This is a genomic window from Roseibacillus persicicus (genome assembly GCF_014651675.1).
Classification (GTDB): domain Bacteria; phylum Verrucomicrobiota; class Verrucomicrobiia; order Verrucomicrobiales; family Akkermansiaceae; genus Roseibacillus; species Roseibacillus persicicus.
Map to the genome: position 1 here is coordinate 78,600 of NZ_BMXI01000014.1, position 20,768 is coordinate 99,367.

Below are 20,768 nucleotides of genomic sequence, written 5' to 3' on the forward strand. Positions count from 1 at the left end.
TTATGGCAAATGGTCAAAATAGAGCAATAAGCTTACTCGAGGTGTCATTCTTACTGGCTTTGGTTGTCTATCCATATGGCGGATTTTTTGCGCATCTAGGGCTTATCGATATAGGTAGAAAGTGGCTTGATGTAGGTTTATTGTTTCTGTCATTTTTAGGCTTTATCGGTGTTCTCGTGCAAAGAAAAAATGTATTTCTCTCCAAGCGGAAAATAATAGCTATATCATGTATTATTGTTCCTGTCGTAGTCTCTGTCGTTCTTTCTCTAATCCGAGGGTTACGTTTTTACGATCCTAGTGCTTTTTTTACAGATATAAAAATTTTTGCGTTGGCTATTTCATTCTTTATTGTCGTGCTAAGCGGTGCGCATATCCGAAAAAATGTCTTAATAGTCTCTTCGTTGCTCCTCGCTCTTCTTGTGTATGTTTCATTTGGATACGATGTGGTAGTTAGTGGGGAAGGGAAACCATTCGTAAGTGGTGAACCGAATTATGATGCAATACTGTTGACCCTTTGTCTTTTTTTGTTTGATGCTTCAACTCAAGGTCGTAATTGTAAAAATTCTCATCAGATCGTCAAGATTGTTCTTTTGGTTGCAATTGTGCTAACATTTTCAAGAACATCTCTGCTGTTAATTTCTTTTGGTTTGGGTCTAAAAATCTTTTCACAAAAAATAAGGGTAGTCAGTATGATTACGATTCTTGTTTTGGCCGTCGTTGTGGCAGGCGGTATTTACTTTTCCTTTGTTGGGCGGGGGTTGGCATTCGATCTAAATTCACTTGATCGGGCCCAAATGTTCATTATGTATGGTGAGATAGTTAAAGATTATCCTGTAGAAGGATTGTTTGGTTTCGGAGTGTCATCATCAGTAGACGCTAGTCTTGTGCCTAAACTTGAGTATTTGTGGGAAAAGCAGATGGTAGAGATGTCTGTAGACGGTGTTTCTGCTTTTATGTTTCATGGATTTTGGTTGCGGTGGGCCTTCTGTTTCGGCATGTTGTCAGTGCTGTTGTTTTGGTTGGTGCTTGTAGTTGTTTTCGTCAAAGGTTCAACTTATAAGAGGTCGGTTGTATTTGGGTTCTGGATGTCGTCGTTTTTTATGGGTAGTCTTTATCTCAGTGCAGTTTCGTGGCCGTTTCTATATTTCTTATTTAAGGAGGAGGAGAAATGGTGAAATATTTATTTGAAAATATATGAGGGTTTTAAGATTAATTACTACGGTCGACCCCGGAGCCGGGGGGCCTGCACAAGGCCTGCAAGGATTATTGCCAGCATTGGACTCTATGGATATACAAAATGAGGTTGTTTGTTTAGACCTCCCAAGCGCAGATTTCTTGCAGACGCGATGTTTCGACGTTACAGCGCTTGGCCCTGCTCGATCAAAATGGGCTTTTTCTAGCCATTTGGTGCCTTGGCTTCTTAAGAACCTCTCTAGATTTGATTGTGTTATTCTTCACGGACTCTGGCAATTTCCAGGTTTTGCTCTTCGAAAAGCTATTAACCAATTGAAAAAAAAAGGCGAGCGTGTGCCCCCATATTTTGTTTATCCACACGGAATGCTGGACCCATGGTTTCAAGAAGATTCTTCGCGTAAGCTGAAGGCTTTACGAAATGTATTTTTTTGGAAGTTTTTTGATAGGAGTGTAGTTAATGAATCTTCTGGCATTCTCTATACTTGTCAGGAAGAGATGGTTTTAGCTCGGCAAACTTTTCCGGATTATGACCCCATTGGGGAGTATAATATTGGCTATGGAATTCCGAAGCCACCTGTTCGAACTTCAAAAATGAAGCAGGCATTTGGAGCTAGTTGCAAGACCCTCGATCCAGACAAGCCATTTCTACTTTTTCTAAGTAGAATCCATCCCAAGAAAGGCGTTGATGTATTATTGAGATCATATCATAAGATGGTATTAGAAAATTTTGACGTGCCAGATTTGGTTGTCGCAGGGCCTTTAGGGTGCCGTTATTCATCTGAAATGAAAATTTTGGCTGGTGAATGTACTGACTCTAGTGGTGTAAGTTTGCTTGACTCGAAGGTTCACTTCTGCGGGATGTTGCAAGGGGATTCCAAATGGGGCGCATTCTATTGTGCTCGTGCGTTTGTATTACCTAGTCACCAGGAGAATTTCGGAATTGCGGTTGTTGAAGCTCTAGCCTGCGGTAAAAGTGTTTTAATTACAGACAAGGTCAATATTTGGAGAGAAATTAAAGAAAGTGAGGCTGGGGTTGTAGTCTCTGATACAGAGGAGGGTGTTGTGGAAGGTTTGCGTGAGATACTCAAATGGGATTCTTTTTCTGAGAAAAAATCAATAGACTGTTACTGTCTAAACTTTTCAGTAGATGGAGCAGCAAAGAATCTTGAGAATTTGATTCGGGAATATGAAAAATGATACGGTAAATAAAGATACATTCACGGGGCCTTCTTTTTCGTTTGAAAACCGTTTGTTGAGATTTCTTTGGATTTTAACTTGGAATTCTCTTGGTGGATGGACGCCGATTCCGTTTTTTGCTTGGCGATCATTTTTACTGAAAAGGTTTGGGGCGCAGATTGGCAAGGGCGTCCATGTATACCCAAAGGTTAAGGTCTGGGCCCCATGGAATATTGCACTCGGAGATGAGGTCGGAGTGGGGAATGGAGCAATCTTGTATTCTCAAGACAGGATCGAGATTGGAAATAGGGCTGTAATTTCTCAAGGCGCTCATCTCTGTACAGGAACCCATGACTATGATAAGCAAGGATTTCCGCTCGTTACTAAGCCTATTGTGATTGGTTCCAATGTATGGGTGGCAGCTGAAGCTTTCGTCCACCCTGGAGTTAAGATTGGGGATGGTTCTGTAGTCGGTGCCCGTTCAGTTGTGACAAAAGATCTACCCGCTTGGATGGTTTGTAGTGGATTTCCAGCGAAACCGCTTAAAATGCGAAAAAATAACAACAATATATGATATCGGTTTTAGTTCTTACAAAAAACGAAGAGCGAGATCTACCAGGATGTTTAGAATCTGTTGCCTGGTGTGATGATGTTCACGTTTTCGACTCGCTCAGCGATGATGAGACTGTGAATATCGCTGAAAAGTTCGGAGCGAAGGTGACTAGGCGAAAATTTACTAACTGGTCGGCGCATCAAAATTGGGGCCTGGCGCATATTTCTTTTAAGCATTCTTGGGTTCTTTATATTGACGCGGACGAACGGGTCTCGGATAAACTACGAGAGGCTGCTTTGAAAGTGGCGCAGGTTGATGCGCCTGAAAGTGCCTTTCGGCTTCGTCGTCGGGACTTCTTTGGAGATGGAACATGGCTCAAGCATGCGCAAATTTCGCCATATTTCCTGCGACTCTTTCGGCCCGAAAAGATGAAGTATGAGCGCCTTGTGAATCCAGTCTCAATCGTCGACGGTCCCATTGGCGAGGTGGAGGGATTTCTGGACCATTATCCCTTCAGTAAGGGGATTTCTTTTTGGTTACAGCGGCATATCAAATATTCCGATCTCGAGGCAAAGACGATTCTGGAGAATCGTAAAAAGGGTGGAAAGTTTTCACTGGCAAAGGCTTTTACGGCTTCGGATTTTACTGAAAAGCGGTTTCACCAGAAGGAGTTCTTTTACCGGTTGCCTGGGCGGCCTTTTATAAAATTTTTCTACATGTTCGCCTTACGTAGAGCATTTCTAGATGGGCGAGCAGGAGTGACTTATTCCGTTCTGCAGTCAATCTATGAATACTTCATAGTCCTGCGAGAGCGAGAGTTGACGCGGGCTGCCGAAACGGATTCAAAGTGAGACACTTTGTTCGATTTAATGGATGAGAGTTTCGCTTTGCCTCAAAGCAATGAAATTGCGGTTCATCATAGTCTCTCTATGGGTGGGGCTTTGTGTTCCTCTGATTGGGTTTTTGCTTTTGCGATCGAGTCCTCGGGCGCAAGGCATCGTAATTTTTCCTTCTGAAATAGCCGCTTGGCTCGATAGTCATTGGGATCTACGAACGTGTGTCATGGCGTTGGGGGTCTCTCTGGTTCCGGCTTTTCTCTTCGTACGAGACTCTCTCCTACGCCGATTGATTCTCGCTGCGCTTTTGCTTTGCTTGTTGCTGGGGGAGTTGGTGCAGATCTGGCTCCCTCTTCGAACCTTCTCTTGGATAGATATCGGGTTTTCAGTTTTAGGGGTGGCGGTTGCGGAGTTACTGGCGGTTTTAATGAAGGGGGCAGGAAGAGCGTGGCAGGGAGAAGGATTTAGGTTGCAGGAGTCGGGCGGCAGGAATCAGGAATCAGGAAATCCGAGTGCGGGCTTTTCTCCTCAGCAGTTAGCGCAGACCGAAGAAAAATTGACTCCCGACGCCTGTCCGCTGACTCCTTCCTCACAATCACATTCTACACACATGAAAGTCTTAATCTATGGATTGAACTATGCTCCGGAGTTGACAGGGATTGGGCGCTACACGGGCGAGATGGGGCCTTGGCTCCAGAAGAGTGGGGTCGACGTAAGGGTGGTAACGACGCCTCCTTATTACCCTCATTGGAAGATAGCGGATGGTTATCGCAAGTTTTGGTTTCAGAAAGAAGTTGTTGAGGGGGTTCCGGTCTGGCGTTGCCCTTTTTACGTTCCCGCGAAGCCTACGACCATGAAGCGGTTGGTTCACTTGGGAAGTTTTGCTGTAACCGGGTTCCTAGGCCTCTGGCGGCATTTGCTCTGGCGACCGGATTGGGTCTTCATGGTGGAGCCGGCGAGTATGACCGTTCCGGGTGGGTTGATTTTTGCCAAAGTGGCAGGTGCGAAGTCATGGTTGCATGTCCAGGACTTTGAGATGGAGGCGATGTTGGGCTTATCCAAGGAGTTGGACAGCAAGACACAAGACAACAAGACCCAAGACACAAGAGGGGTAGCTGAGAAGGAAGTTGTTGCTGGCGGTGGTTCGCTGGATTCAAGGAGCGCGGACTTGAGTCCGCCCCAGAGCAAAGGGGAGTTAGTCGATTCGGTGGGGCGGACTGAAGTCCGCGCTTCAGGGGAAGGGGCTGTGGAGCGAGCTGCCTCCTCCGCTGAAGCCTCGAAGCCCGCAAGAGCTCGCAGACCGTTGGGGTTGCAATTGGCGGCGGGATTGGAGGCTTGGTTGAAGCGGCGCTTTGACCGGACTTCGTCCATTTCGCGGGTGATGATGGGGAAGCTGGCGGAGCGAGGGATTCCTGAGGAGAAGATTTCTTTTTTCCCGAATTGGGTTGATATCGATTTCATGTCTCCGGGGGAGCCCAAGCGAAACTTCCGGGAAGAGTGGGGCATCGGGAAGGGTGAGTGTTTCGTGCTCTATTCTGGTAACATGGGCCGCAAGCAGGGCTTGGAAATGGTGCTCGAGGTGGCAGAGAGGCTTGAGAAAGAAGAGCGAGTTGCCTCCTCTGCTGAAGCTTCGAAACACGGGGGGGCTCATGGTCCGCTCTTTCGGTTCGTGATTGTAGGGGAGGGAGCGGCCAAGGAGGAGTTGATGGCGGAGGCGGAAAAGCGGGGGCTGAAGAATATTCAGTTCCATCCTTTGCAGCCCTACGAGGATCTTCCTGATTTGCTACGTTCTGCTGATGCGCACCTGGTGGTTCAGAAGAAGGGGGCGGCTGATGCGGTCTTGCCCTCGAAATTGACTTCCATCCTGTCGGTGGGAGGCAATGCCATCATAACCGCGGAGAAGGACACTGAGTTGGGGCGACTGGATGAGAAGTTTCCCGGGATGGTTACTCTGATTGAGCCCGAAGATGCCGGAATCCTGACGGACTGTCTCAAAAAGAAGGGAGCCTACTATCGGGAAACGGTCCTGAACGAGCAAGCCCGGGATTATGCGGAGCGATTCCTGGAGCGGGATGCGGTCCTGGGCCAGGTTCGACTCGAAATGTTGGAGGGATTGGGGAAGAGCGAATCGCTGGTTCCTGCCTCATAGTAAGCGCAACTTCATGCAACTTTCTCGGAGGGCGATTTAAAACTTTTCGGCAACTCGCGAAGAAAATTTTTCATTTAGGTTTTCGCATGAATTCTATTTCTCGTTTTCTATGGGTTTCCCCCACTGAAACTACTCAAAGTCGATTTTTGAATCTTTCTGTAAGATTTGTATTCTGCTCTGTTTCAATAGTTTATGGGTTGGTTTTGAATCGTGGGAATAATCTATCAAAAAAACTACAAGGGAGGTCTTGACTTGGCTCACCACTTGCTTAAAGAACCTGCGCGCTCGCATCGCATTATGAAAACAACAACACTTATTCAACTGACTCTCATCGCCGCGGCTATCGCACAGCCGCTTCACGCTGAGTCCAAATCATCATCCCTTCTGGTGGGTAAAACCTTGCGGGTTGCCAGTCAGGCTGGGAAGCAACCCGAAGCCAAGGCCGGTAATACCAAGGGACCTCTGGTTACTCCAGCGGAACCCTTTGGCGAGACTGCAACCACCGAAGAGTTGATTCAAAAGGCTATGGAATCTGAGCAGGCCACAACGGTCTACGTGCAGCAAGTGAGCAATGCTCTGGATACCTTGGCGTCAGGTGGCACCGTGAGCTTGGATGCATTCCGCACCAACTTCCGGGATGCGCTCAATGCCTTCTTCGGTCTCTAATTTGCCATTCCACTTTCAATAGTCTGTCTACGACAGGCTTCTTGGATTGGTAGTCTATCCAATCTCAATTCTTACAGTTTCCAGCAAAGGGTCGTTGTGGCCCTTTGCTGGGAGCTTGTCCAATCTTGCGGCTATCGTTCTGCCCCCAGGTAGTCGCAGTTCAACATAGAATCAACGTTATGGTTTCCAATCGCGAATCCAATCTCTATCAAGCGCACATCATCGGGCAGGCAATCATCATTGTTGCGCTGTATCTTCTAGTCTTGGCTCTGGTTCTGGGCGTGGCCTATGAGCAGAACATTCCGACTTCCTCCTATCTGAAGTATCTGGGGGTCATCTTTGGAGCATTCCTTTTTGAAGCGGTTGGGCGGCCGGGGCATCTCCGCTTTGCGATGAGTCAATCGCGCCGAGTGGCTTGGCGGGTCACCGTTCGACAGGCTTCGGTGATGTCGATCGCGCTCCTTGTCTTTCTGGTCTTTTCCCGGGATGTCAGGATTTCGAGAGGTTTTCTCGCAATCTATACCATCACCGCATTGGTGGCGGTGTTTCTCACCAATCGTTTCGTCTTCCGAAAGATGATCGACTACCTGACCAAGCGGTCGGCTTCCTGGTCATTGCGAACGGTTGTCCTGGGGCCTGAAGAATGGAGCGAGTCCGTTATCGCCAAGATGACCCGTTCCAATTGTGCCTTCTCGGTCGATAATGTGATTCATATTGGTCGTTACGCCACGGTAGAAGAGATTCGGGAAAAATTGGATGGGCTTCCCATCGATCTCCTGGTGGCTTCGGCCTACCATCTCCGTCCGGAAGTGAGTGCCTATCTTATTTCGCGAGGAGAGCGTCGCGGCTATCGCACTTGGTTACCGCTTGAATTGTCCCGCTGCAAAGATCGAAAATTTGTGGTGGAGAGGGTGGGAGACATTCAGATGCTGACTCCTCCACCGACTCCGTTGGAGAACACTTTCAATGTCTTTGCGAAGTCGATTTTCGATAAGACCGTTGCTCTCTTCGTGGTGCTCTTTGTTTTGCCTCCCATGATTGTGTTCGTTTGGGTCTTGCAAAGAATCTATTCGCCTGGACCTCTTTTCTTTGTGCAGGAGAGAGTGGGCGCCTATAACCAAACATTTAAGATTTTCAAGTTTAGGTCCATGAAGGTCTTGAATGATGACGAGGCCCGTCAAGCGACCTCTGATGATGACCGTTTCTATCCCGGAGCCAGTCTACTCCGTAAGACGAGTATTGATGAGTTCCCCCAGTTTCTAAATGTTTTGATGGGGCAGATGAGTGTGGTGGGACCACGTCCCCACATGCTGAAACATGAAGACGACTTTCAGGAGCATTTCGAGCGATATGGTGTTCGCCGCAGTGTGAAGCCCGGGGTGACGGGGCTGGCCCAGGTGAAGGGATTTCGGGGGGAAATCAACGATTCCAAGGATATTCGCAACCGGGCTCGGCATGATATTCTGTACATCCAGAGTTGGAGTTTCTTTTTAGATATTCGAATTATTTTGGGCACTCTGCTTTCAGTGGTGAAGCCTCACTCAACAGCTTATTAGAAGATGTCCAGGCTGAGTTTGAATGACTTGTGAAACAATTGATTCAAGTGGAAAAGGTTAACCGAGTTTTCACTTTCATTATGAACATTCTCTAACTTAGGATGACCGCGCCAGAGAGATTCTGTTTTGGGATGAAACCTGCTTGCGGTTTAATAGTGGTGAAAATTTCTGCGCTTAAAATAATCTAACAACAACAATCCGATGAAATTCAATAATATACATAAAGTGCGTTCTCTCAGTATGCGCACTTCTCTGTTCCTGGCCGTCTGTTCGGTGGCAGGAACCAACATGGGTGAAGGAGCCCTTGTATCAGTGGGAGGGGATTCGCTCACCAGTTCGACAACGGTTGCGAATAGTGTCACCTTCGACCTCGATGGTGATACCAATAACGACCTACTTCTCGCATTTTTCGGTCAAGGTAATTTGATTGGTCGAGGGTTGGGAACGGCATCCTTTGCGGGAGCCCTTGACGCGGGGAACTTCATTGTGACCGCCTATGATGCTTCCTCTGGATTTACCATTGGACCAGCTACGACCTTTGGTGGCAATGACTCCGGGACTCCGTCTTTTGGTGATTTTGCAACGGAGTCGTCTCCGCTTGGAGAATGGGCAGGTGGTGAAGATGCCTACTTTGGATTCGTTTTCCAGATTGCCGGTGAGGATCACTACGGCTACGGACGTTTGGCCTACAACCCGACTGAAACGCCCGACACCAGCTCGTTAAACGTCAGTGAATTGGTTTATGAAAGCACTCCCGGGACTGCTGTGACCGTTGTCCCCGAACCGTCCGCGGTGCTCTTGGGTGGGCTTGGTTTTTTTGGGATGCTTTTGCGTCGCAAGCGCTAAGTTTCACGAGATAGTTATCAGTAGGGGAAGAGGGTTCTTTCTCCTTTGATCACTCATCAGGACTCTTTTTTGCCGAGTTCAAATTGTTCAGTCCGTGAATGACAAAGTTTTGCCTGAGGCAAAGCTTTTCATTCACGGATTTTTTCTAGGCGTTGGGGAAGTTAAGGGAGATGTGTGGCTTGGAGTGACGAATGAAGTCACTCAAAGGGGTGAGGAGAAAGAGGGGAGGGAGAGGTCGTTTCGGGTTTCAAAGGCGCCCGCTCTGTTTGTGGAGGAAACTGCTCGGAGAGGCAGATTGTCTTGTCGCCCGAAGGCGTGTTTTTCAGTGGGTTCGTGTCAGTTGCTTTATTGATTTTAATAGATGTATAGGAAAAGAAATCAGGTTTGTTTGGGGTTGTTTGCGTTCGCCCTTGCTTGGGCGGTGTTCATGTTTGGCTCGGTAACGGGAGGGCCTCGTGTTATTGCCGGCATCTTGGCGGGTATGACCGGTTTGGTTACACTCTGTCTTCTCGAGAAAGAGCGGAAGATGCCTCCAGTTCCGATCATTTTGTGGGTCTGCATCTTCGTTCTCGTGGTTTTCGGGTGGTATATGACCATCAACGCACGGGCGGATCACTCGATGGCCCTTTGGATTTTTGTTCCGGTGGAAGGACGGCCTTTGAATTTCGATTGGGCCCCGGGAAGTGTGGCTCTTTCGAGTAGTCTTCGGGTCGTAGTTGAAGTCACACTGATCATGATAGCGTTGGTGGCGGCGGTGAGAACGGCCGAGTCCGGTGCCTGGCGGGCGGTATTGAAAACGATCGCAATCCTTGGGGCTCTGGTTGCGCTTACCGGTTTTCTTCACAAGGCTCTGGGTGCCCGTACGGTTTGGTGGATCGATGATGAACTTTCGCGAGCGGGATTCTTTTTCGCTCCCTTTGTCTATCACGCCAATGCGGGTGCTTTCCTCAATCTTTGTCTGCCGATTGCAATCGCGTTGAGTCTTTCGGAAGGGGATTCCAAGAAGGGGCGTTCCTGGGCGATGGTTTGGATGCTGATTTCTGTTCTGCTGATCGCGGCAGTCTTTGCTACTGCCTCGAAAGGGGCGATGGCGATTCTCGTGGTGCTGCTTCCCTTTATCTTCGTATTGAACTTCAAACGCATGGCGGTGGTGGTGGGAGGCTTCTTCTTGGATCGGCGCCGCAGGGTCGAGAGAATGGCATTCGTGGTGATCCTCTGGATGACGGGGATCGTCTTCGTTGCGCTTGGGATCGAATCATCACTTGACCGCCTGGATGAGTTCATGAGTCGCTTTGATGACGACCAACGGGAATCTCTCAACGGCCGAGTCCCGATGATGCAATTGATGTTGCGGATGATTCGGCCGGACGAGGGGAGCTGGCATGGATTTGGGCCGGGCTCTTTTCCTCATTTGGTTCCTTATTTCACGGCGACTCAGGAAACTGGCGAGAAAGCAGTTTTGTCCGGACGCTGGTTGCACGGACACAGCGATCCTTTGCAGACCATTGTGGAGTGGGGCTACCTCGGAGCAGCAGCTTGGTTTCTGATTGGAGTGGGAGCAGTCTTCTGTGCGATCTATCTGCTCAAGGGGTCAAAGGTGAGTCGGCAAGACCTGCCTCTCGTGCGCGGGATGATTGTGGCTCTCGTGATGGTCGGCTTGCATTCCTGCGTGGACTTCCCGCTCTCGCTGCTTTCCATCCAGCTGGTTGCCTTGCTGATGTGCGGAATCTGCTGGGGTTTGTTTGGGGTTTACCGTCGGGAGAGGAAGAAGGAGAAGGCTCTTGCGGGTGAGTGAGGGCCGGGGTTGTTTGGGTGGTGAGCGGAACGTTTTTAGGGGAGGCTTTTTGGGAAGGGTGATTGGGCTTTTTGACGCAGAGGCTCGGAGACGCGGAAGGAGCGCGGAGCCTTTTTTGGACCAGGATGGATGGGATGGATGGGATGGATGGGATTTCTTTTGAGACTGAAGGGATTGTTATTGCTTCAGTTGAGAGAGTAGGCAGTTCAGGCAACTGAATCCTATTTATCCTATCCATCTTGGTCCTCTCTTCAGAGACCGGGGCTCCCTGACGGGGGCCTTTTTTATTTGGTGAGATGGTAGCGGTCGAAGATCTCGAACCAGGCTTCGATGAACTGTTCTTTCGAAAAGGATTCCATGCTGCCGCGGGCTTCGGAGCGGAGTCGCTCCACGAGGCCGGGGTTGTTGCCGATCTCGTAGAGGAGTTTGGAGAGGTGTTCGGTATTGAGCGGGTCGAAGGTGAACCCGTTGACGTAATTCTCGACCAGCTCATGGGCGCCGGCGCGGTTCGAGACGAGGACGGCTGAGCCTCCGGCAAGGGCCTCGTTGATGATGAGCCCCCATTGGTCATCAGTGCTGGCCAGGATGAGGGATTCCGAGAGGCGGGCGGCGCGGGGAATTTGCTGATAGGGCAGCCAGTCGATGAGGGTGATGCGGGACCCCAAGTTGAGTTCCGCGATGCGAGCTTCCACCTGTTCGCGGAGAGGACCTCTCCCGGCGATGATGAGCTTGGGAAAATTTTCGCTCCGGGATTGGGCCATCTGATAGGCTTCGATGACGCGGGGAATGTTCTTTTTGGCGATGAAGCGGGAGGGGAGAAAGAAGTAGCGTTCGCCCTCCTGCAGCTGAAAAGTCTCTCGGATTTCTGCATCGAATGACGAATCGTCGCCAGACTTGGCGAGTGCTTCATTGTCCAACACATTCCAGCCCTTGATGAGGGCTGGTTTTTTTTTGCCCGCGAGGAAGCGGGTGTAGTCGACGCACTCCTGGCCAGAACACATGAAGAAGTGATAGATCCGCACCGTAATGGCCTTCAGGGTCTCCATGGAAAAGGTCTTGGAGTAAGACTCGGCGTCGTTGAAGCGCGAGTCGTGCATGACCCCGGTCTTGAAAAAAAGCAGCCTGCCCAACAGGCCGATGACGAGGCAAGAGGGGCGATCGTATCCTCCGACGAAGGCGATTCGTGGTCGATTGGAAAGGACGTTGCAGAAGGTTTTCCACGCGGTCTTGAAGCCCAAAGCGGTGAAGTATGGACGGAACCCGAGTCCGTGAAACCTGTCCATGAGGATGGTCACCGGGACGCCCCCGTATTCCGCGTTCAGGTCACCGGCTTCCCAATTGTAGTTCGAGTCTGTGTTTGCGGAGAGCAGGACCCGCATGCGGATCCGATCGCTCAGGCCACGCTTCTCGATCTCCTCCTGCAGGGACTTCACGCGGAAAGCGAGATAGGGGGTGTGCCCGTCGAAGCTGATGAGGACGTTGGGTTTCATGGGGGTGGTTTTCTTGGTCGCAGAGTCTCGGAGACGCAAAGGGTCACAGAGAAATCCTGTTGGAAAGATTGAATTGGAATCCCTTTCTTTCCCCCGCGACTCTGTGTCTCTGCGTCAAAAAATGGGGGCGAGCGCTTAACCGATGCAGGCTTGGTAGATTTCGCCGAGAATGCCGTCGATGTCGTATTCGTATTGCCAGTCGGGGTAGTGGTTTTGGAATTTGCGGACGTCGGAGATATACCAAATGTGGTCGCCGATGCGGTTGTCTTCCAGATAGCTGAATTCCAGCTTGTTGCCGGAGAGTTCCTCGCCCTTGCGGATGGCTTCCATCATAGAGCAGTTGGAGTGACGCGAGCCGCCAATGTTGTAGACCTCACCGCTGCGGGGTGCGCGGTAGAAGTGCATGAAGGCGTTGACGAGATCGTGGGAGTGAATGTTGTCGCGCACTTGCTTCCCCTTGTAGCCAAAGATGCGGTAGGGGCGCTTGGTGACGATGCACTTCATGAGGTAGGCGAGGAAGCCGTGGAGTTCGGCGCCGGCATGGGCGGGACCCGTTAGGCAGCCACCGCGGAAGACAGCGGTCTTCATGCCGAAGTATTTGCCATACTCCTGCACCATGACGTCCGCAGCCACCTTGCTGGCGCCGAAGACGGAGTGCTTGCACATGTCGATGGACATGTTTTCGTCGATTCCGATGTTGTAAGCGTGGGAGGGATCGATTTCCCAACGGAGTTCCTGCTCGATGAGGGGGAGCTCGTTGGGGCGGTCGCCGTAGACCTTGTTGGTGGAAGTGAAAATGAAGACCGCCTCGGGAGCATGCAGGCGGGTGGCCTCTAACATGTGCAGCGTTCCGGTGGCATTGACCCCGAAATCGGTGAGAGGCTCCTTGGCCGCCCAGTCGTGGGAAGGTTGCGCGGCGGTGTGAACGATGAGGTCGATGTCGCTGCCGTATTTCTCAAAAATAGCGGCCACGTCGTCGAAGTTGCGGATGTCGACGGCCTCGTGAACAAAGTTCTGCGAGAGGTCCTGTAGCTCGGAAGTGGTGCCCGCGGTCGAGGCCTCATCTCCGAAGAAGTAGGCTCGCATGTTGTTGTCGATGCCGACCACGCGGTGACCGTTTTGGAGAAGAGTTTTCACGGTCTCGGAGCCAATCAGGCCACTGGAGCCGGTTACAATCGCAGTTTTCATATAAGGGGTGAACGGGGGGACATTTTCCCGGCCTTCAAGTTTTCTTGAAAGTGAACTCCGGTTGAATGCACGGATTTTTATAATACTTCTGTCATGTAATGGCGAGGCTCATTTCGCAAAAAATTCGAGTTCGGCTTCGCAAGAAGAATGAAAGCAGACTTTGCGAGGAAGAACGGTGGGGAAGTGTCGGGTGGCCGCCTGAAAGATATCGAATCTTTGTTGCGGAGCGACCAGACACTGCTTCAGGGGCTCTCGGGGGTGGGAAAAAATCGCGCAAGGTAGAGACCGCGAAAGAATTCGTAAGCAATTGTTTTGTGACTAGAACGACACTGAATTTTTCGTCACGAGAAACCGGTTCGTTTGACGATTTTGCCGCTCTATGAGTCGCGGCGATGCACAACACACATCGATCTTCGTGGGAGAGCGCTACTCTTTCCCTTCTTCTCGGCTCGACTTCGCTTTGTGCGATTGAGTTCGGGAACATCGAGATCACACAACTTAATAGTAGCAATAGTGGTTTGGACGCTGCGGAGCCTGCGGTTTCGGTTCAGATCCTGCCGGGGTCCACAACGGGTTTCACCATTCGGGGAGCGAATCGGGGGGACACCGATATGGGATTTGGAGAGGGAGCGAACGACATCGAGCGCGGTCTTCTTCTTCCAACTGTGAGCGAGAATGCCCGTAACAACTTTGCAGGGGGCGATTCGGTCAACGGATGGAACTATGCCAATACCAGCGTGGCCTTGGGTGGGAGTGGCTACTTCGTGCCGACCCACAACATGGGTGGGAGCGCCCAGAGTTCCGGGGGGCGCAGCGAGTACAACATCAACTACGGGTTTGGATACTTTCCTTACGTGGATTTCCTGGGTGCACATGGAAACCAGACCTCCAATGGAGGGGCTCTTTCGGAGGTTCGCGGTTCGGCCGGAATCACTTTGGGAAACCAGCTGATCGACAATGGCAACGGAGTCTTCGGCGTTGATTTGTCGGGACTGACAACTTTCGGTCTCAACGGAGTAGCGGCCACTCCCGACAATGGGGTCTTGCTGACTGTCCATGGAAAGAATGAAGGGAACTTCACCATGGGGCAGGACAACGAGGACGGAACGTTCACCGTCTCGATTATGGACAACGGAACTTACGGGGGAGATGTCCGCTATGAGCAAGACACGCTTGGCTTTGTCTACATTCCCACTAATGCTGCAGGTCGTGACCTCATTACTGCGGTTGGCCGGGTTCAAGGCGATGGCACGGCCGAGGTCTCGGGGGGAAACTTCACTGTCACCCCACGACGGAGCATTTCCAGCTTGGGCAGTGTGTTGGCCAGTGGGTCATTCGAAGCCGAGTTGACCGACGTGGAAGCCAACTTTGCGGGGCTGATTAGTGATTTCTCCGCAGATACCTACCTTTTGGAAATTCTCTCCGGTCCTGACGCGGGATCCTATCTGGAGGTGACAGCATCGCCAACCGGCACCACCCTTACGGTTAATGGGACCCTCACCGCGGCGGAAGCCGACTACCCGGTTGATTATCGTCTGGGAGTGGCAGGGCATGAGTATCTGCTGGAAATTCCTGGAAAGAGTCCGGCCAACGGAACACTCTTGGTCACCCCAGAGGGAGGTGTCGCGGAAGTTACCGAAACAGAAATCACGACGGGCACTCTGGAGGCCGGATTGGTTGATGACGAGGCCACTTTCCAGACCTCTCTGGGACTCCAGGGAATTGCCGATGGGGAGTTCTTCTTGGAGATCACCAATGGCCCTGACGCCAATGGAGTTTTTGAGGTCACCGACTTGATCTCCGATACCGAAATCGAAATTTCCGGGACTTTGCAAGCCATCGAGGGCGACTATCCGCTTTCCTATCGAATCTTCAGCAAAGTCAAGCCGGACAATACCGACAACTTTGTCTCCTACGAGTGGGATGCCACTGCGGGAGCAGAGGGTGGTTGGGTGATCCAAAGCCGCGACGTTCCCCGGGGTTTCATTACCGAGAAGGGAGCGACTGCGGATGAGGATCTTTTCAGCTTCGTCTTCCTGACTTCGGAGCCCGACAACGGGCAGCCTAGCATCACCTTGGACAGTGCTCTCGATGGAGCGCAGATTGTGGTGGGTTCGACCCAGACCATTTCCGCGACTGCCGTCGATGAAGCACCCGGTTCGATTGCGGGAGTAGAGTTCTTCATCAATGGGGTTTCTCAAGGGGTTGATACAACCGCTCCCTATGAAGTGACCAACGCTGGACCTTTCAACTCTCTTGAAAGCGTCTTGGTCGAAGCGGTCGCGACGGATAATGAAGGAGCCCGCACGGCCGCCGAGTCGGTCACCTTCTCGGTGGTTCCTCCTACCGGAAGCGGAGGTCTCTACTTCAACGGAGTCGACCAGTATGTGACTTTTGGAGATGAGCCCTCCTTCAAGCTGTCGACCTTCACCCTGGAGACTTGGTTCAAGCCTGAGGGTGATTTCGGTATCGCAACCAGCACAGGAAGCGGTGGCGTAAGCGGCTTTCCTTTGGTCACCAAAGGGCGTGGCGAAGATGACCAGTCGAATGTCGATGCGAACTACTTCCTCGGAATTCAAGCGAGCGACGGAGTTTTGGTAGCCGACTTTGAAGACCTGATCTTGGGCACCAACTCTCCTGTTGTGGGACAGACTCCTGTGGAAGCCGGGGTTTGGCAGCATGCCGCAGTGACCTTTGATGGAACCACTTGGAACCTCTATTTGAATGGCAATCTGGAGGCAACCAAAGACGCGGAAGGATTGACTCCGCGAGCGGACAGCATTCAGCATGCTGCGCTTGCCACCGCGATGAATTCAGAAGGAGAACCTGCCGGGTTCTTCCAAGGATACATGGACGAGTCTCGTATTTGGGACCGGGCCTTGAGCCAGTCCGAAATCCGCGAGAAGTGCAACTTCGAGGTTCCGATGGAAGCCGGTTTGGTTGGACGCTTCGCGATGACGGAGGGCTCGGGAGTTTCTCTCAGCTCCACTGCCTCGGGTGTTGTTACTGGAAGTCTAGTAGGTTCACCCAGCTGGGTCGACGGTGCTCTTTTCAGCAACAACGTGAAACCAAATGTCATCATCACCCAGCCGGGACAAGGCGATCTTGTTAACCTTGGTGAGACGGTCGAAATCGTGGCGGTCGCAGATGACCCCGATGGCAGCATTACTCAAGTGGAGTTCTTTGATAACGGAGTCTCTCTCGCGGTGGATGCGGTTGCTCCGTATGAATTGAGCTATGTCGGAACCGAGTCGGGTTCCCACTTGATCAAGGTAGTGGCCACTGACAACGGGGGACAGTCTTCCTACTATAATGTGGGGGTGCAGGTGATTCTCCCCGCGCCCAATCTCTCGGGATACACGGTGGGAATTTACGATGGGGGGAGTAAGGACCTCGATACACCGGACTACACTCCGGCCGGCAATGATTCCTTCACGTGGGTCGCCGAGAGCAGCACCAGTTCTCCGGCCTTTGGAAACGGAGGGGGAAATCGGGGAGACTTGAGTCCCAACATTGAGGGCGCTTCCATTGCCTACACTTCGGGACTGATTCTCGGCACGAATCACCCGACGCTGGACAACCTGGCCTCGCTCGACAACACCATCGCGCCAGAGCGCAATGGCAGCGGCAACTACTACGTCAGTGTCGTCGATAGCGAAGGACCGGGCGCCGATGAGCCAACGACCGCAGAGGAGTCCGGACGACTCTCGGTGGGATACTTTCCCTGGGCCGATGGCTGGGTTGGTGCGAATGTGAATGCGGATGGATCTATTCGTCACAGTAGCTTCAATTTTCCTGAGGGAACGGCGGTGGCGATCACCAAGCCGGAAGAAACCGATGGAATCTATGAGATCACTGGGTTGCCCACCGCGGGGAACATGATCGCCATCACTGGCAGCAACGGAAGTGACAATATCACCAGCGTTGCGAAAGTGGGGGAAAAGTGGGTCGTAAACTCACGGGACAACAATAGTGACCGGGAGGACGAAGAGTTCGCCTTTCTCTATGTCCCTTACAACACCCGTCAGGTGATGAGTGGTTTGGTTGACAACGACGGCAATCTGGAGCCGCTCAACCGGGAGCTTGAGCTTCTTGGCGCGAGCGTGAACCTCGGGGCACAAGGTTACGAAATCACAATCGGAGATGGTAGTGTGATCAACCCATCCAACTCCGTTCTGTTTGTAACCGCTGACTATGAGAATGGTGCTGGAGGAGACAATGTCTATAGTTACTTCTCCAATGGAAATGCCTTCGTGGTGTTCTCGCACGATGCTCCCTTCTTCACGAGCCAGTTTCAAAAAGGCGGTTTCCGCTTCCTTGTGATGCCCCTTGACCCAGTTGAGTTGACTGGAGATGAGGTTGTGGTGGTAGCGACTGATCCGACCAGCACCGAGGGTGGTGACAGTGCGACCCTCACCTTCACTCGGTTCGGTGATGCCAGTCAGTCGCTTACGATTCCGATTGGCGTTTCCGGAAGTGCAACAGCTGGTTCCGACTACGCGGCCTTGCCGGGCACAGTGACCTTCGAAGCTGGGAGCTCGACAGCTCTCCTGGAGGTGTCTGCGCTGGAAGACGGTCGTTTGGAGCTACCGGAAACGGTGACGGTCACTCTGCAAGGAGGAGCAGGATACGACTTGGGCGCCTATGTCTCCGCGACGGTGACGCTGGTGAATGTGAATCCCACCGTGGCAACAACTACGGTGAGCTTCCAAGAGGGAGTTGACGGTTACACTGGCCAGTTTGGCAAGCGAGTCGGCGGGAATGGAATCAATGAACTGGGGTCAAGCGTACAGGCATACTATTTGGACGGTCTGTCTGGAGATGACAGCTTTGACATCAATGGCATTGTTCGTTTCGACAACATTTTTGGAACCGGGCCCGGGCAGATTCCGCCAGGGGCCGGGATTCAAGATGCCCAATTGATCATCACGACTTCTACCGCTGGCGATGCTCAATCACCCGGACCGTATATCGTTGACCAGCTCGTGAAGCCGGTCACCGAGGAGACCACTTATGCCGACCTGCAGTTTGGAGAAGTTGGCGATGGATTCGAAGGGGTGCGTGGATCCGGAACCGGATTCCCCGTGGCAGGATTTGGTTCCATTGCCAATGGGGAGGTCGTTCAGGCCAACGTGACCCAGCTGGTGCAGAACTGGTCGAACGGAGCAGTGGACCTCAGTCGCGGATATGCGAATGAAGGCTTTTCCATCTATACCGGAGGAACGGCAAATGGCTGGTCCTACAACACGGTGGGGAATGATAATCCTCTGCTGCGTCCCAAGCTCCAAGTGACGTATACGACGGATACAACCTTGAAGGACTACTTCTTCTTCGCGGATCAGAATTCCATCATCAACAATTCGCAAGGCAATAATAACACGAGTTCGGCGGCGTTGGATGGTTCGACCATCTTGAGCCAGTATATGGATCTCAATAATGCGAACTCAGGCACGACCGAGGCCCTCCTCCGGTTCCCGGTGAGCTTCGGTGACCCCTCCGACTTGAATAGTATTCCAGATGGAGAAACGGTGATCAAAGCCGAGCTTCTGATGACCACGAACGGTCCCACCTTGACCGGAACATCCCATTCACAAGGCCGCGGTCCCTACGCGATTCACCAGATGCTGGTGGACTGGGATGTGACCACGACCTTCGGTCTCACTGGTCCCGTGGTGAATTCGGAAATTGGTGAGGCGGTGACCCGGCTCAGGGGAATGGGGCAACTCTCCACCACCTATGGGGATATTACTCCGGTTGTTCAGAATTGGCGGGCAGGAGCTCCGAACTACGGAGTGAACCTAAAACCCGAGGACGATGACGGATGGCAGCCTTTCTGGATGGGAGCGATTAATGAACCCGGCTATCAGGACGCCGCTCCGATTCTTCGGGTGACGACTGCGATTCTGGAGGCCACGCCTTTCGATGACTACATGGCAGCCAATGGAGCCGCAGGAGCGAACTTCCTGGATGATCGCGATAAAGACGGAATCGTTGGTCTGCTGGAGTATGCATTGGGCTTGGACCCGACTGCCTTTGATGTCCTTCCCGGCCTGGTGGCCGATGGAAGTGACTTCAAGCTGAGCTTCGCCAAAGGAGCGGCAGCGGCGGCTGACTCCCGATTGAGCTACGTGATTGAGACCAGTCCGGACCTTGAGAACTGGACGCCAGTTGTTGCTGAGGTGGATAGTTCAACCGAGATCATGGCGATGATCCCTGGACCGAATCTTCCCTCACAGGGTTTTCTCTTCGCTCGGATTCAAGTTGATTACAACTAGACCGGAATAAACTTTCCAGGCAATCCAACAAAGCGGCGTGTCCTTCGGGGTGCGCCGCTTTTTCGTTGTTGCTCTGACGGTAGGGCGGTTTTGATCAAACAGCCGCGGATTTGGGGGAATCCTGAGAGGGCGTCTGGAAAGTGCCAAGCGAGCGTTCTTGATATCAGCTCGCTGAAGTGCTGGTGGAGTGGACGTCTCGTTCACTTGTTGTTCGGTTGAATGGGTGGACGAGAAGGCCTTCCGTTGGACCGCGAGTGCCCTCACTCGCCCCACCGAATCGTCCCGCCCAGGCGTTGAGATGTCGTTGAACAAGTCGGGCGACGTTCACCGGTAGGGCGGTTTCGGCGAAACAGCCGCGAATGTTCGGGGAAGGTCCCCAGGCTCTCGCCCTTCGTCCGCGAGGGAACCTCTCGAACAAGCCAGAACTCTCGCGGTCCTTTTATCAAAAGGACCCTACCGGGGGGAGTCGAGAGTGCGGTGTGGGGGTTTGGGTTATTTGGTGGGGGGCACTCTTTGATTCGGGGTGGCTGGGAGGTTGAGCAAGCAAGCTTTGCTCTTCCCGGGGAGTTCCGAGAACGAAGACATCCACCCTAGAGCGGCAGCAAGCGGCACGCACTCCAGAAGGCCTTCCGTTGGACCGCGAGTGCCCTCACTCGCCCCACCGAATCGTCCCGCCCAGGCGTTGAGATGTCGTTGAACAAGTCGGGCGACGTTCACCGGTAGGGCGGTTTCGGCGAAACAGCCGCGAATGTTCGGGGAAGGTCCCCAAGCTCTCGCCCCTCGTCCGCGAGGGAACCTTTCGAACAAGCCAGAGCTCTCGCGGTCCTTTTATCAAAAGGACCCTACCAGGGTGGGTCGAGAGTGCGGGGTGGGAGTTTGGGTTGTTTGTTGAGGTGCACTCTTTGATTCGGGGTGGCTGGGAGGTTGAGCAAGCAAGCTTTGCTCTTCCCGTGGGGGATAAAGAACGAAGACATTCACCTCAGAGCGGCAGCAAGCGGCACGCACTCCAGAAGGTCTTCCGTTGGACCGCGAGTGCCCTCACTC

The 20,768-nt window shown here is 52.2% G+C and carries 12 protein-coding genes; 10 read left to right on the forward strand and 2 right to left on the reverse strand.

Features of this window, described 5'->3' with window-relative positions:
* Positions 1-2: 2 nt before the first annotated feature.
* The 9 genes from IE099_RS15600 (at position 3) to IE099_RS15640 (ending at position 10,771) form a co-directional block, all read left to right on the forward strand.
* Entirely contained in the window at positions 3-1,175 is a 1,173-nt protein-coding gene (locus IE099_RS15600; protein WP_189571809.1) for a hypothetical protein, read from the forward strand.
* A 19-nt stretch (positions 1,176-1,194) separates the two neighbouring features.
* Entirely contained in the window at positions 1,195-2,391 is a 1,197-nt protein-coding gene (locus IE099_RS15605; protein WP_189571810.1) for a glycosyltransferase, read from the forward strand.
* Positions 2,381-2,944 (forward strand): WcaF family extracellular polysaccharide biosynthesis acetyltransferase, encoded by a 564-nt coding sequence (locus IE099_RS15610; RefSeq protein WP_189571813.1) that lies wholly within the window; start codon positions 2,381-2,383, stop codon positions 2,942-2,944. Before IE099_RS15605 ends, IE099_RS15610 begins: the two co-directional genes overlap by 11 nt.
* Positions 2,941-3,774: a glycosyltransferase family 2 protein gene (locus tag IE099_RS15615; protein WP_189571816.1), complete on the forward strand. Its 834-nt coding sequence runs from the start codon at positions 2,941-2,943 to the stop codon at positions 3,772-3,774. The genes IE099_RS15610 and IE099_RS15615 overlap by 4 nt, the downstream gene beginning before the upstream one ends.
* Before the next feature lie 595 nt (positions 3,775-4,369).
* Positions 4,370-5,908, forward strand: coding sequence for a glycosyltransferase (locus IE099_RS15620; protein ID WP_189571819.1), 1,539 nt, complete (start codon positions 4,370-4,372; stop codon positions 5,906-5,908).
* A gap of 297 nt (positions 5,909-6,205) precedes the next feature.
* A complete protein-coding gene (locus IE099_RS15625; protein ID WP_189571821.1) occupies positions 6,206-6,574 on the forward strand; it encodes a hypothetical protein in 369 nt (122 codons plus the stop codon).
* 179 nt (positions 6,575-6,753) lie between these two features.
* Positions 6,754-8,130 (forward strand): exopolysaccharide biosynthesis polyprenyl glycosylphosphotransferase, encoded by a 1,377-nt coding sequence (locus IE099_RS15630; RefSeq protein WP_189571824.1) that lies wholly within the window; start codon positions 6,754-6,756, stop codon positions 8,128-8,130.
* Positions 8,131-8,331: 201 nt separating this feature from the next.
* Positions 8,332-8,976: a PEP-CTERM sorting domain-containing protein gene (locus tag IE099_RS15635; protein ID WP_189571827.1), complete on the forward strand. Its 645-nt coding sequence runs from the start codon at positions 8,332-8,334 to the stop codon at positions 8,974-8,976.
* Positions 8,977-9,502: 526 nt separating this feature from the next.
* Complete coding sequence (locus IE099_RS15640; RefSeq protein WP_189571829.1) at positions 9,503-10,771, forward strand: O-antigen ligase family protein; 1,269 nt, start codon at positions 9,503-9,505, stop codon at positions 10,769-10,771.
* A gap of 284 nt (positions 10,772-11,055) precedes the next feature.
* On the opposite strand, the gene IE099_RS15645 is transcribed toward IE099_RS15640, so the two are convergent.
* Both IE099_RS15645 and IE099_RS15650 read right to left on the reverse strand, forming a co-directional pair.
* Entirely contained in the window at positions 11,056-12,261 is a 1,206-nt protein-coding gene (locus tag IE099_RS15645) for a glycosyltransferase family 4 protein (protein WP_189571831.1), read from the reverse strand.
* Between the two features lie 135 nt (positions 12,262-12,396).
* Positions 12,397-13,449, reverse strand: a complete 1,053-nt coding sequence (locus IE099_RS15650; RefSeq protein ID WP_189571833.1) for an NAD-dependent epimerase/dehydratase family protein — start codon at positions 13,447-13,449, stop codon at positions 12,397-12,399.
* A 392-nt stretch (positions 13,450-13,841) separates the two neighbouring features.
* Between IE099_RS15650 and IE099_RS15655 the strand changes: the two genes are divergently transcribed.
* Positions 13,842-19,724: a LamG-like jellyroll fold domain-containing protein gene (locus IE099_RS15655; RefSeq protein ID WP_189571835.1), complete on the forward strand. Its 5,883-nt coding sequence runs from the start codon at positions 13,842-13,844 to the stop codon at positions 19,722-19,724.
* Positions 19,725-20,768 lie beyond the last annotated feature (1,044 nt).

Bases quoted from the DNA above. Each gene is read 5' to 3' on its own strand.
- IE099_RS15600 (WP_189571809.1), top strand. From the start codon at position 3: ATGGCAAATGGTCAAAATAGAGCAATAAGCTTACTCGAGGTGTCATTC.
- IE099_RS15605 (WP_189571810.1), top strand. From the start codon at position 1,195: ATGAGGGTTTTAAGATTAATTACTACGGTCGACCCCGGAGCCGGGGGG.
- IE099_RS15610 (WP_189571813.1), top strand. From the start codon at position 2,381: ATGAAAAATGATACGGTAAATAAAGATACATTCACGGGGCCTTCTTTT.
- IE099_RS15615 (WP_189571816.1), top strand. From the start codon at position 2,941: ATGATATCGGTTTTAGTTCTTACAAAAAACGAAGAGCGAGATCTACCA.
- IE099_RS15620 (WP_189571819.1), top strand. From the start codon at position 4,370: ATGAAAGTCTTAATCTATGGATTGAACTATGCTCCGGAGTTGACAGGG.
- IE099_RS15625 (WP_189571821.1), top strand. From the start codon at position 6,206: ATGAAAACAACAACACTTATTCAACTGACTCTCATCGCCGCGGCTATC.
- IE099_RS15630 (WP_189571824.1), top strand. From the start codon at position 6,754: ATGGTTTCCAATCGCGAATCCAATCTCTATCAAGCGCACATCATCGGG.
- IE099_RS15635 (WP_189571827.1), top strand. From the start codon at position 8,332: ATGAAATTCAATAATATACATAAAGTGCGTTCTCTCAGTATGCGCACT.
- IE099_RS15640 (WP_189571829.1), top strand. From the start codon at position 9,503: ATGCCTCCAGTTCCGATCATTTTGTGGGTCTGCATCTTCGTTCTCGTG.
- IE099_RS15645 (WP_189571831.1), bottom strand. From the start codon at position 12,261: ATGAAACCCAACGTCCTCATCAGCTTCGACGGGCACACCCCCTATCTC.
- IE099_RS15650 (WP_189571833.1), bottom strand. From the start codon at position 13,449: ATGAAAACTGCGATTGTAACCGGCTCCAGTGGCCTGATTGGCTCCGAG.
- IE099_RS15655 (WP_189571835.1), top strand. From the start codon at position 13,842: ATGCACAACACACATCGATCTTCGTGGGAGAGCGCTACTCTTTCCCTT.